The 12,791-nt window shown below is 55.4% G+C and carries 13 protein-coding genes; 11 read left to right on the top strand and 2 right to left on the bottom strand.

Going from position 1 to position 12,791, the window contains the following annotated elements; genetic code table 11:
• Positions 1-125: 125 nt before the first annotated feature.
• A complete protein-coding gene (locus tag CSC3H3_RS15535; protein ID WP_101264953.1) occupies positions 126-446 on the bottom strand; it encodes an accessory factor UbiK family protein in 321 nt (106 codons plus the stop codon).
• Between the two features lie 229 nt (positions 447-675).
• Between CSC3H3_RS15535 and rfaD the strand changes: the two genes are divergently transcribed.
• The 11 genes from rfaD (at position 676) to CSC3H3_RS15480 (ending at position 11,426) form a co-directional block, all read left to right on the top strand.
• Positions 676-1,662: an ADP-glyceromanno-heptose 6-epimerase gene (rfaD, locus tag CSC3H3_RS15530; protein WP_101264952.1), complete on the top strand. Its 987-nt coding sequence runs from the start codon at positions 676-678 to the stop codon at positions 1,660-1,662.
• Positions 1,663-1,800: 138 nt separating this feature from the next.
• Positions 1,801-2,646, top strand: coding sequence for a prolipoprotein diacylglyceryl transferase (gene lgt / locus CSC3H3_RS15525; protein WP_101285431.1), 846 nt, complete (start codon positions 1,801-1,803; stop codon positions 2,644-2,646).
• 5 nt (positions 2,647-2,651) lie between these two features.
• Entirely contained in the window at positions 2,652-3,785 is a 1,134-nt protein-coding gene (locus CSC3H3_RS15520; RefSeq protein WP_101285430.1) for a class I SAM-dependent methyltransferase, read from the top strand.
• 71 nt (positions 3,786-3,856) lie between these two features.
• A complete protein-coding gene (gene pgeF / locus CSC3H3_RS15515) occupies positions 3,857-4,660 on the top strand; it encodes a peptidoglycan editing factor PgeF (protein WP_245881139.1) in 804 nt (267 codons plus the stop codon).
• 117 nt (positions 4,661-4,777) lie between these two features.
• Positions 4,778-5,776, top strand: coding sequence for a hypothetical protein (locus CSC3H3_RS15510; protein WP_101285428.1), 999 nt, complete (start codon positions 4,778-4,780; stop codon positions 5,774-5,776).
• Positions 5,777-6,101: 325 nt separating this feature from the next.
• Positions 6,102-7,034: a ribose-phosphate pyrophosphokinase gene (locus CSC3H3_RS15505; protein WP_101264947.1), complete on the top strand. Its 933-nt coding sequence runs from the start codon at positions 6,102-6,104 to the stop codon at positions 7,032-7,034.
• 123 nt (positions 7,035-7,157) lie between these two features.
• Complete coding sequence (locus CSC3H3_RS15500; protein ID WP_101264946.1) at positions 7,158-7,775, top strand: 50S ribosomal protein L25/general stress protein Ctc; 618 nt, start codon at positions 7,158-7,160, stop codon at positions 7,773-7,775.
• 14 nt (positions 7,776-7,789) lie between these two features.
• A complete protein-coding gene (pth, locus tag CSC3H3_RS15495; RefSeq protein ID WP_101285427.1) occupies positions 7,790-8,560 on the top strand; it encodes an aminoacyl-tRNA hydrolase in 771 nt (256 codons plus the stop codon).
• A gap of 87 nt (positions 8,561-8,647) precedes the next feature.
• Entirely contained in the window at positions 8,648-9,751 is a 1,104-nt protein-coding gene (ychF, locus tag CSC3H3_RS15490) for a redox-regulated ATPase YchF (RefSeq protein ID WP_101264944.1), read from the top strand.
• 294 nt (positions 9,752-10,045) lie between these two features.
• Positions 10,046-10,786, top strand: a complete 741-nt coding sequence (locus CSC3H3_RS15485; protein ID WP_101285426.1) for a glutamine amidotransferase-related protein — start codon at positions 10,046-10,048, stop codon at positions 10,784-10,786.
• Between the two features lie 91 nt (positions 10,787-10,877).
• Positions 10,878-11,426 (top strand): invasion associated locus B family protein, encoded by a 549-nt coding sequence (locus tag CSC3H3_RS15480; RefSeq protein WP_101264943.1) that lies wholly within the window; start codon positions 10,878-10,880, stop codon positions 11,424-11,426.
• Positions 11,427-11,542: 116 nt separating this feature from the next.
• Here the strand turns inward: CSC3H3_RS15480 and CSC3H3_RS15475 are convergent, their stop codons facing one another.
• Positions 11,543-12,583, bottom strand: coding sequence for a zinc-dependent alcohol dehydrogenase family protein (locus tag CSC3H3_RS15475; protein ID WP_101285425.1), 1,041 nt, complete (start codon positions 12,581-12,583; stop codon positions 11,543-11,545).
• Between the last annotated feature and the right edge of the window lie 208 nt (positions 12,584-12,791).

Raw genomic sequence — 12,791 nt, 5'->3', positions numbered from 1 at the left:
CCGAAGGGGATTGGGTGTTTTGTCTGATATGGTGTGATGCGCCGGTTATGGTGGCGCATCAATAAAATGGCAGGCAATTTGCCAATCGGGCCGTTACTGGCCCGTTTCTGGCGCATGGCTGGCCCTTATTCGTCGCCTTCTGCCTTGGTCTTTGCCGCTTTGCTGGCGGGTTTCGCGCTGGATTTGCCAGCGTTTTCAAGTTTGGCCAGGCGGTCTTCCAGGGTGGCAACCTGTGCTTCAAGGGCATCGGCACGCTGGGCGGATTTGGTGGCAATGTCGCGCATCACGTCAAATTCTTCGCGCGTGACCAGATCCATATTCACCAGGATTTTTTCAAACTGCTGGCGCACAAGTGCATCAACCTCGCCCTTGACCCCGGTCATGGTGCCCAGCGCGCTGTTGGTTACGCGGGTAAGGTCATCAAGAAGGCGGTTATTGATCTGCATTTCAGGCTCCGGCTAATGAACGGTTTTAATTCCTGTTTGCCATAATATGGTTTTACACCGCCTTCGGGCAAGCGATGAACACGTATAGCCGTTTTGTGATATGCACTTACCTTGCCGTGGCGCGCTGGCGTGCCTATAAATGCGCCAGACATTTTTGTCATGCATGCATGACCCCTAATCGCCTGCGCACCATGACAATGGCTGGCCGCAGCAAAAGCAGGAGAAAACGATGCTTATCGTTACCGGTGGGGCCGGATTTATCGGGTCCAATATTGTCGCCGCCCTTCAGGATCGCGGGAAAACCGATATCGTGATTGTCGATCGCCTGCGTGACGGCATTAAATGGCGCAACATCGCCAAACGCGAATTGCGCGATATTATCCATCCTGATGAATTGCCGGCCTTTCTTGAAGCGCACCCCAATGATGTGGATGCGATTTTCCATATGGGCGCGATTTCGGCCACGACCGAACGCGATGCAGACAAGATCGTTGCCAACAATTTCAAACTGACGACCTTTTTGTGGGAATGGTGTTCGCGCCATTCGGCCCGGCTGATTTATGCATCCTCGGCCGCGACCTATGGCGATGGCAAACAGGGTTTTACCGACCTGTTTGAACAGGATGAACTGGCAAAATTGCAGCCCCTGAATGCCTATGGCTGGTCCAAGCATGCAACCGATCGCCGGTTTCGCCGGATCCTGGATCAAAACGGTTTTCGCCCGAAACAGTGGGCCGGGCTGAAGTTTTTCAATGTTTACGGCCCGAACGAATACCATAAGGGCGGCATGCGTTCTGTGGTGTCGCAGATGTATGACAAGCTATCTGCCGGGGAACAGGCAACGCTGTTTAAATCGCACCATCCCGATTATGAAGATGGCGGGCAGTTGCGCGATTTTGTCTGGGTGGGTGATGTGGTCAATATCATCATGTGGCTTTATGAACACCCGGAAGTCTCCGACCTTTTCAATGTCGGAACCGGCAAGGCGCGTAGTTTCAAGGACCTGGCGCTGGCGGTGTTTGCCGCCATGGGCAAGGAACCCGACATCAAATTTGTGCCGACCCCCGAAGCCATCCGCGACAAGTACCAGTATTTCACCGAGGCTGACATGTCCAAGCTGCGCGCCAGCGGCTATGACGCGCCGATGACCCCGCTTGAAGACGGTGTGCGCCAGTATGTGCAGGACTTCCTTGCGACGGATGATCCGTTTCGTTAAATCCGCCTGAAGATGCTGGTGTGAAGCGGGTCCGTATTATTCGGGCGGTCTTTGCGCCAGTGCCATGATCCTGCCGCCTTGTCCTGATTGTTCAGGGGGCAGGTAAACGCTCAAGCCATCCGAACGGAGTGCATCGAGATGCTCAGTCTTGCCTTTCCGGCAATTGATCCCATCGCCATTGCCATTGGCCCGCTGGCTATTCGCTGGTATGCGCTGGCCTACATTGCCGGGCTGATCATCGGGTGGCGGTATGTTCTGGCCTATATCAACAAGCCGCCCTATGTGATGACACGCAACCAGGTTGATGACCTGCTGTTCTGGGCGACGCTTGGGGTTATTTTGGGCGGGCGTACCGGCTATGTGCTGTTTTACAACCTGGAATTCTACCTTGCGAACCCGTCCCATATCATTCGGGTGTGGGAAGGCGGCATGTCGTTCCATGGCGGGATGCTGGGTGTGATCATTGCCGTGTTCTGCTTTGCACGGATGCGCGGCATTTCGTTTTTGGGTGTGGTGGATGCGGTGGCATCGGCGGCACCAATTGGCCTGTTTTTTGGCCGTATCGCCAATTTCATCAATGGCGAACTGTTTGGCCGCACGACGGATGTGCCCTGGGGCATGGTTTTTCCGCGGGGTGGCCCCGAACCGCGCCATCCCAGCCAGCTTTATGAAGCCGGGCTGGAAGGTGTTGCGCTGTTTTGCATTCTGTTTGTCCTTTCACGCAGTGAAAAAATGCGTTCGCATCCCGGTGTTGTGGGTGGTGTGTTCCTGGCGGGGTATGGCATCAGCCGGATCATCGTCGAATTTTTCCGCCAGCCCGACCAGCAGCTGGGCTATCTGGTGTTTGGTGCGACGATGGGGCAGCTTCTTTCGGTGCCGATGGTACTGGTGGGGGCCGGTGTTGCCCTGTATGGCCTGAGCCGCCCGGCCCTTGTTGGCCAGAAGCCGGTTGATGAAGGCAAAACCAAAACGGCGAAATCCTGAAAAATATGTCGGATAAAGATAACCAGACCCCAGCGTTGCTTGATCATTTGAAGCGCCGCATTTCCATTGCCGGGCCCATTTCGGTTGCCGATTACATGACAGAGGCACTGGCCCACCCGCAATGGGGATATTACCGCAAACAGGACCCGTTCGGGCAGGCAGGCGATTTTGTTACCGCGCCCGAAATAAGCCAGATGTTTGGCGAACTGATTGGCCTGTGGGCCGCAGTTACCTGGCAACAGATGGGAAGCCCATCACGTTTGCAGCTGGTTGAGCTGGGGCCGGGGCGTGGCACATTGATGGCCGATGCCCTGCGGGCGGTGCGCAATGTGCCGGGCCTGTCGGACGCCCTGACGGTACGGTTTGTTGAAACCAGCCCGGTTTTGCGCGCGCGCCAGCAAACCGCGATCATGCCTTATGGTATTCCTGCCGTGTGGCACGACAGCTTTGATGAAATTCCCGAAGCGCAAAATGCCCCGATGGTGGTGATTGCCAACGAGTTTTTCGATGCCCTGCCGGTACGCCAGTTTCAGTTTTGCAAGGATGGCTGGCGCGAAAGGCTGGTGGCGATTTCGGCCGAAACCGGCGAACTGTGCTTTACCAATGGGGCATTGGCCCCGATGACCGATGCGCTGGTGCCGGTTAAATTGCGGCCCACGGCAAAGGTTGGCGATGTGTTTGAAGCATCGCCCGTTGGTGTTGCCATTGCCAACCAGATTGCACATCGCCTGAACCGCGATGGCGGGGCGGCATTGATGATTGATTATGGGCATCCGCACAGTGCCTTTGGCGACACGCTACAGGCCCTGCGCAATCATAAATTTCATCCGGTTCTGTCACAGCCGGGCGATGCCGATTTGACCACCCATGTCGATTTTGGCGCCCTTGCCCGTACCTTTTCCCAGGCCGATGCCCGCACGGGGGCCGTATTGGGGCAGGGCACATTTTTGAAAATGCTGGGCATTGAACAGCGCGCGGAACTTTTAAAACAGTCAGCCACCACCGACCAGGCAGCGGCGATTGATGCGGCGTTAAACCGCCTGATCGATGCTGACCAGATGGGAACGCTTTTTAAAGTGTTGATCGCCTATGGTCGTGAAACTGCCCCGCCGCCCTGTGTTAGCGGGGCTGAGGGGTAAGGCACCCGAAACCGATTGCGAAATGCCTTTATGCCCTGATGCCACAATACCTTGCCCGATGGAGGACGCCGGTGACTGAAAAACTGATTAAAGCCGATAACGGTGTTTCGTTTCTAAGTGCCGATATCCTGGGCAATATTGCCGGGTTGAAGCATGGCTTTTTTACCCGCGAAGGCGGGGTTAGCAATGGCATCCATGCCGGGTTGAATGTTGGTTTTGGATCGGACGACGACAAGGACATTGTTGCGCGTAACCGATCCCTTGCGGCTGCGGCATTTGATACAACATCCGACCGCCTGACGACGGTTTATCAGGTGCATGGCACGGATGTTGCCGTTCTGGAACGCCCATTAACGCGCGATGAATTGCCCAAGGCCGACGCCATGGTGACAGATCGCAAAAATGTCATGCTGGGTATTTTGACGGCGGATTGTACGCCGGTTCTTTTTTGTGATGCGGTGGCGGGCGTTATCGGTGCGTGCCATTCGGGCTGGCGCGGGTCCTTTGCCGGTATTTCCGAAAGCACGGTTCAGGCGATGGAAAATCTGGGGGCGAAACGTGCCAATATCGTTGCGGCGATTGGCCCCTGTATTGGCCGGGCATCCTACGAGGTGGATGGCGGTTTTCGCGACCGTATCCTTACGGGGCCGCGCGGGGATGAGGATTTGTTTGATCCGTCGGTGCGTGAGGGGCATTTCATGTTTGATTTACCGGAATATGTTTATCGCCGCACCTGCGATACCGGCATTGCCAATGTTTCCCTTCTGGCCCGCGATACTTTGGCCGAAGAAGAGTTGTTCTTTAGCTATCGCCGCACCACATTGCGCGGCGAGCCCGATTATGGACGCCAGCTTTCGGCGATCATGCTAGCCTAGGCGCAATTGCGATGACGGAAGGTTTTTGCCAGTGCCCCATATGATCATGTTATTTGCCTTTATCATCATTGCGTCGATGGTGGGCTGTGTGGCGATGATGTGAGTGCAGATATGACAATGGCTTTGCGTATTTTAAGCGTCATGATGGTGGTTGTGGTCCTGGGTGCCTGCGGTAAATTGCCGCGTCCGTTTGAAGGGGCAGGGCGCGAAGGCGACCCGGCCCTGCTTGATGTGCCCGATGCCCAGACCGTGAAGGTCGATATCGCCGATGATTTGCCCGAAGGGGCAGCCCGCCATCTGGCGCGCGCAATGGTGCGTGCGTTGCGCGCCAGCGACATTGCCGCCTATTCCGAAGACCCTTCGGCGGGGAAATATGTGCTGCACCCCAACGTGATTGCGCAGCTTGATAATAGCGGGCAGGCCCATGTCGATGTGACCTGGCTTTTATATAACAATCAGGGTCTGGCCATTGATTCGACCGCCAATACCGGCCAGATCAGTGCGCAAAGCTGGTTTGCCGAGGCCCCGACCGGCCCCGAAGACAGCGCCATGAATGTTCCGCCTGATATTGCGCGCAAGATTGAAAAGCTTTCCGATAGCGGCGAAAGACCCGAAAGCCCGGCAGCGATTGAATTTGACCAGCTTGTAATAGCCCCGGCCAGTTGGGTGGTGGCGAAACTAAGCGGTGATCGCAAGTCCATGGTGATGGCAAAGCCGCTGAAGGTGGCGCTGGTTGATTTTGAAGGCGCACCGGGTGATGGCAATGAAGCCCTGCAACGCTCCGCCCGTGCCTTTTTGCTGGCAAAGGGCATCACGGTTGATAATGAAATCGGATCGCAAAGCATTGTGCTGTCGGCATCGATCAATGTGGCGCCGGTGGCAAAGGATAACGGCACACCCGATATTGACCGGGTGTCGATTGAATGGGTGTTGCTGGACGATAGCGGCCATGAACTGGGCCAGATGACGCAAAATAACGCCGTGCCCCATGGCAAGCTTGATGAAAAGTGGGGCAGTGTGGCTTCGCTTGCGGCACAGGCGGCTGTGGATGCCCTGGAAGGTGCGCTGGCCCAGATTGCGCGTGATCGCGGCCTGTTATTGCGTCCGGACAAATAAAACCGCATCCGGGCAGGCAGGCCTTTTCAGGTGCTTTGCCTGGTTGGGAGTCGCCATTTTGCGGGCTGGTGGCGCTTTGCGGGCGAAATGGGTTTGTTAAATTACCATCTTGGGTATTGTGATTGCGCCAGAAAGAGCCAATAAGATGTGCGTATGGCCTGTGGGGGGCTTTTGCATATCTTTCATGCGCTAAAAGACCGGCCCGTTAGCCATAGCGACCATTTACAGACTGTTAAGGTCTGGTTATAAAGCCGCCGCGGTCCCTATGGGGGGCTGCGTAGGCATTTTTTTCGCTTTCCCGGCACCCATAAACCGAGGCCCCACAATGAAAATCCTCGCCTGTAACAGCAATCTGCCTTTGGCCGAATCCATTGCTGATCATCTGAATCTGCCGCTTACCCGTGCAGATGTGAAACGATTCTCCGATCAGGAAATCTGGTGTGAAATTCAGGAAAACGTCCGCGGTGAGGACGTTTTTGTGATTCAGAGCACGTCTTTCCCGGCAAATGACAACCTGATGGAACTGCTGGTGATGCTCGATGCGCTGCGTCGTGGTTCCGCGCGCCGCATCACGGCTGTCATGCCCTATTTTGGCTATGCCCGCCAGGACCGTAAATCTGGCCCCCGTACGCCGATCTCGGCCAAGCTGGTTGCCAACCTGATCACGGTTGCCGGTGCTGACCGTGTTCTGACCATGGACCTCCATGCCGGTCAGATTCAGGGCTTTTTCGATATTCCGCTTGATAACCTGTTTGCTTCCCCGGTTTTGACCAGCGACATCCGTGCAAAATTCGAAGGCCAGAAACTGGTCATCGTCAGCCCGGACGTTGGTGGTGTTGCCCGTGCCCGTTCGGTGGCAAAACGTCTTGATGCCGAACTGGCGATCATCGACAAACGCCGCCCGAAAGCCGGTATTTCCGAAGTCATGCATGTTATCGGCGATGTGAAGGATGCAGCCTGCATTCTGGTTGATGATATTGTTGATTCGGCAGGGACCCTTTGCAATGCGGCAACCGCCCTTAAAGAACGCGGTGCTTCGTCGGTTGCGGCCTATGTCAGCCATGGTGTCCTGTCGGGCCCGGCGGTTGAACGTATTGCCAATTCCCCGATGAGCGAAGTTGTCACCACGGATTCGATCAAAGCATCGGAAGCTGTGCGGGGTTGCCCGAAAATCCGTCAGTTGCCGGTGGCACCGCTGATGGCAGAGGCAATTCGCCGCATTTCGGAAGAAAAATCTGTTTCCGTTCTTTTCGATTGAGGGTATAACGCCCTCGCTGAGCTGGCACCCCTGGAGGCCAGCGCGCTTGTTTTCGTGGGCTTTCAGCGGTGAATCACACCGACCTGCGGAAATGATACTGTCTTAGTTCAAGGAGCTTTTCCGATGGCAAATGCCAATCTTACTGCGGAAATCCGTGAACGGGCCGGAAAGGGGGCCGCCCGTGCCGTGCGTCGTGCCGGTATGGTCCCTGGTGTCATCTATGGTGCAAAACAGGATCCTGTTATGTTCCAGATTGACCCGCGTCCGCTCGTGAAACTGCTGCACAAGCCGGGTTTCTTCTCGCACGTTCTGACCATTGATGTTGCTGGCACGTCCTATGACGTTCTGCCGCGCGACGTTCAGTTCGACAAAGTGACCGACGAACCGATCCACGTTGACCTTCTGCGCTTTGCAAAAGATCACAAGCTGACGGTTGAAGTTCCGGTTCGCTTTATCAACGAAGAAAAATCTCCGGGCCTGAAACGCGGTGGCGTTCTCAACATCGTTCGTCACGATGTTGAACTGAACTGCGATCCGAAGGCAATTCCGGAAGAACTGGTCTTCGATCTGGCCGGCTTCGAAGTTGGCGACTCGATCCACATTTCGGCAACGACCCTGCCGAAAGGTGCCGAGCCGACCATTACCGACCGTGACTTCACCGTTGCTACCATTGCTGCACCGTCATCTTTGAAATCCGAAGATAACGCTGCTGGCGATGACGAAGACGCAACCGAAGAATAAATCGGGGACTTACGATGTTTTTGGTGGTTGGACTGGGAAACCCGGGTTCGGGATATGCCGGCAATCGTCACAATATCGGCTTTATGGCGGCGGACGAAATCGTCCGCCGCTATTCTTTTGGCCCCTGGCGGCGCAAGTTTCAGGGGCAAGTGGCCGAAGGCGACATTGGCGGTAGCAAAGTTTTGGTGCTGAAGCCGGAAACCTTTATGAACCTGTCCGGGCAATCGGTCGGGGAAGTGCTGCGGTTTTATAAAATTCCGATCGAAGATGTGATCGTCCTGCATGACGAGCTGGATTTGCCACCGGGCAAATTGCGGGTCAAACGGGCAGGCGGGCATGGCGGGCATAACGGCCTGCGATCGATTGATGCCCATTGTGGCAAGGAATACCGCCGGGTAAGGTTGGGTATTGGCCATCCTGGTGACAAGGCACGGGTGCATGGCCATGTTTTGGGGGATTTTTCCAAATCCGAACAGAACAATTGGCTGATGGCCCTTCTTGAAGGAGTCGCGCAGGAAATGCCGCGCCTGATCAAGGGGGATGAAAGTGCATTCATGAGCAAGGTTGCCAACCTTGTTTCGCCGCCCAAACCAAAGGCGGAAAAACCGGCAAAGCCGCAAAAGGCCGCTGGTGAGGCCAATGGCGCCAAGGACAATGCCAGCCCGGTAAGTGAAAAGCCGGCACAGGATAAGACAGCACCAAAGAATGCCGGAAGCGAGCCGAAGGATGACGCGTCGACATCAATGGCCGCCGCCCTTGCCAAGGCATTTCGCCTGAAGAAATAGGTTCACCAAAAGTTAGTGCCCAGCCCTGCCAGATGGTGGCATTGCTGGTGATATATTGAAATTCAGATGTGACGGAGCCCGGAAAAGATGGGATTCAAATGTGGTATCGTTGGTTTGCCCAATGTTGGTAAATCGACCCTGTTTAACGCCCTGACACAGACGGCAGCCGCCGAAGCGGCCAATTTTCCGTTCTGCACGATCGAACCGAATACCGGCCGTGTTAGCGTTCCCGATGATCGCCTGGACAAAATTGTCGCCATTTCCAAGTCGGCCCAGATCATTCCGACCCAGCTGGAATTTGTCGATATTGCCGGTCTGGTGCGTGGGGCATCCAAGGGTGAAGGACTGGGTAACCAGTTTTTAGCCAATATCCGCGAAACCGATGCCATTGTGCATGTGCTGCGCTGCTTTGAAGATGGCGACATCACCCATGTTGAAGGTTCGGTCGACCCGGTTCGCGATGCGGAAACCATCGAAACCGAACTGATGCTGGCTGATATGGAAAGCCTGGAAAAGCGCGTTACCGGCCTGCAGAAACGTGCAAAAGGCAACGACAAGGATGCCAAGCTGACCCTTGAACTGGTTGAGCGCACCCTGGAAGTGCTGCGTGATGGCAAACCGGCCCGCGTTGTTGAAATCAACAACGAAGACGAAGCCAAGGCATTCCGTATGTTGCAGCTTCTGACCAGCAAGCCGGTTCTGTATGCCTGCAACGTTGATGAAGAAAGTGCTGCCGAAGGCAACGAACTTTCGGCAAAGGTTGCGGAAATGGCTGCGGCACAGGGCGCACGTTCGGTTGTGGTTTCGGCGGCAATTGAATCCGAAGTCGCCTTGCTTGAAAGTGCCGAAGAAAAAGAAGAATTCCTTGAAAGCCTTGGCCTTGAAGAAACCGGCCTCGCCCGTGTTATTCGCGAAGGTTACAAGCTTCTGAACCTTCTGACGTTCTTTACCGTTGGTCCGAAAGAAGCCCGCGCCTGGACCGTGTTTGACGGTGCAACCGCACCCAATGCGGCCGGTGTGATCCACACCGATTTTGAACGTGGCTTCATCAAGGCTGAAACCATGGCCTATGATGATTTCATCGCCTGCAATGGCGAAGCTGGCGCACGCGAAGCAGGCAAACTGCGCCAGGAAGGCAAAAGCTATATCGTCAAGGATGGCGATATCTTCCACTTCAAATTCAATGTCTGATCACGTTGCGTGATCCGGTATTTGGGGGCCGTCATGTTTGTGCATGACGGCCCTTTTTCATTTTCCGGCTGAAAAATGGCGCAAAATAGCGATTTTTTATGACAAGAACCTTGCCTTTGTGCATTGCAACCGTCACCCTTGCGGTAACTGGAATGATGCAAATTGATCAAACCGGCCTGTCCTGAATAATTTCCCCCGAAGCCCGTGCCTGCTGGCCACATAGGGATTGTTCGGAGTTTGTTGCCGGGCAGGGCGGTTTGGGCGGGTTTGCAGGATGAATACAGGGATGCGGCAGTGAATTGTATTTCGGGTTTGGCGAAGGTTCTTCTGGTTTTTAATTCCGCCCACGGTCGACCGGGCCGGGTTGGCCGGGTTCTGGCCGACCTGGGATATGAATTTGACATTCGCCGCCCCGGTGAAGGCGAAGACCTGCCATCTGACCTGTCGCCCTATCAGGGCGTGATCGTTTTTGGCGGCCCGATGAGTGCCAATGACGACCATGAACCCAATGTTGCCCGTATCATGGAATGGTTGCCGCGCGTTGTGGATGCCAATGTGTGGTATCTGGGTATTTGCCTGGGCGCGCAGATGATGGCGCGGAATTTGGGCGCGGTTGTTCGCCCGCATGACGGGGCGCAAACCGAAATCGGCTATTATCCGGCTTATGCGACCGATGCCGGACGTGACCTTTTTCCCGCCAATATGATGGTCTATCACTGGCACAGCGAAGGTTTCGAGGTTCCTGCCGGTGGTGAATTACTGATGACGGGCGATGTTTTTCCCAATCAGGCCTATCATGTTGATCGTCGTATCTGGGGGATTCAGTTTCATCCCGAAGTGGACGATGACATCCATGAAAGCTGGCTGGAACGTGCGGCCGATAAAACCGACCGTCCGAATGCCCAGAACCCTGACCAGCAACGTGCCGGCCGGCGCAAACATGATGCGGCCTTTGGCGAATGGTTTGCCGCCTTTGCCGGCAAGGTCCTGTTACCGACAGGTGCCGTATCAAGTTTCTCGACACAGGACCGTTAGTTGGTTAGACCAATGGACAAGTCTTTAAGGCACAAAGGGGAAGGTTTTCCCCCAATCAGATGTGCCAATTCATGTTAACGGGAGAATAGGAATGCTGTTTGGCAAGGCGACGCTGGTACGTTGTGTGTTTGCCGCTGTTGGTGCGTTTATGGCCATTTCGGCTGCATCAGGCCCGGCGATGGCACAGGATGCAGGCAAAGACCCGCTTTGGAAAAAAGAATGCGACGACAAGAATCCTGATCGTTGCCAGATTGGCCAACAGGTTTTCCTGCAAAAGGATGTGGATGGCAAAAAAGAAACCGTGGGCCGTATCCTGGCCGTAACGGTGCAAAAGGCCACCAACCCGAAAACCAAAGAAGAATTCACTGTCCTGAACATGCAGTTGCCGCTGGGTGTTGATCTGCGCCCTGGCATCGTGATCAAGGTTGATGACGGCCAGGAAATCAAGGTGATTTACGGTAAATGCACCAATGCGGGCTGTGATGCCGCCATGGTCATGACCGATGACCTGACCAAGGCAATGAAGGCCGGGGCGACCCTGTTTGTTGGCTTCCGTGCATGGGGCAATGACCAGACCCAGGTGATCAAGGCATCGCTGACGGGCTTTACCGCTGCGCTTAACTCGATCAAAGCCAGCTAAATCACTGGCGAAGGCGCGTTCCATCCCATTTGCTTGGGACGGTGCCGGGGATAATTAAAAATGCCGGATATCGCGGTTTGCGGTATCCGGCATTTTCATGTGCGCGTTAAAGCGTTTTAGAAACGGTCAATCACGGTAACGCCGGTGCCAACAAAGCTGTCCATATTCATCAGGGCGGTTGCCCCTTCGGCCAGGGTGATGCGATCGCCAATCAGCTTTTGCGGGGCGATTTTGCCCGTTGCGATCATGTCGAGCATGGCATCGTAACGGAAGGTCTGCATGCCGTGGCTGCCCAGCACTTCCAGTTCGAGGGCGACAACTTTGTCCATCGGGATTTTGGCGTGCGCGTGGTCGCCGGTCATAAGACCGATCTGGATATGTTTGCCGCGTTTGCGCAGGCAGGATACGGAATTAAAGCAGGTTATCGCACTGCCCAGCCCATCAACCGAAACATGCGCCCCGCCCCCCGAAAGGTCGCGAATGGCGCTGGCAACATCGCCAACTGATTTGGCGTTTAGCATGGCATTGGCGCCAATGGTTTTGGCGAATGCCAGTTTTTCGTCGTCGATATCAATGGCAATAACGTTTGCGCCCGCTGCTGCGGCAATCATGATCGCCGAAAGGCCCACACCGCCACAGCCATGCACCGCAACCCATTGGCCCGCCCGCACCTGGCCCTGATCGATCACACCGCGAAAGCTGGTGGCAAAGCGGCAGCCCAGGCTGGCAGCGGTGACGTAATCCAGTTCTTCGGGCAGGGCGACAAGGTTGCCATCGGCATAATCGATTGCAACATACTGGGCAAAACTGCCCCATGCGGTAAAGCCCGGCTGAAACTGCCGGTCGCAAACCTGCTGGTTGCCGCTGCGACATTGCGAACAATGCCCGCATCCCGAAACAAACGGCACGGTGACCCGGTCACCAACGCGAAACCGTTTAACGTTTTTGCCAATGGCAACAATGCTGCCAGCAAATTCGTGGCCCGGCACATGGGGAAGATGCACATCGGAATCATGGCCCATCCAGCCGTGCCAGTCGCTGCGGCACAGGCCGGTCGCGCCAACCTCGATCACCACACCATCGTCAGCCGGTTCGGGGGCTGGCAATTTCTGGACTTCGATAGGGCCCTGAAATTCCTCAAAATAGGCTGCAAGCATCGGGTGTCTCCGGTGAAAGGACGTGGCAGGGTTGCACAAATTTTGCCGTGCAAAAAGTGGAATATCAATATCCTAACGTGCTTTGCCCGGTGCCGAAACCACGCAGCAGTAACTTTTTCGTTGCCCTGTTAACAGTGTAACACCGGCCAACCGAGCACTGCCAAATTCAAGCCAGTTGCCATAGCATAGTGGCGGCGTGATTACAGGG

The organism is Thalassospira marina (genome assembly GCF_002844375.1).
GTDB classification, from domain to species: Bacteria; Pseudomonadota; Alphaproteobacteria; order Rhodospirillales; family Thalassospiraceae; genus Thalassospira; species Thalassospira marina.
Note: the sequence above shows the minus strand (reverse complement) of the source record. Positions and strands in the feature narration are given on the sequence as shown.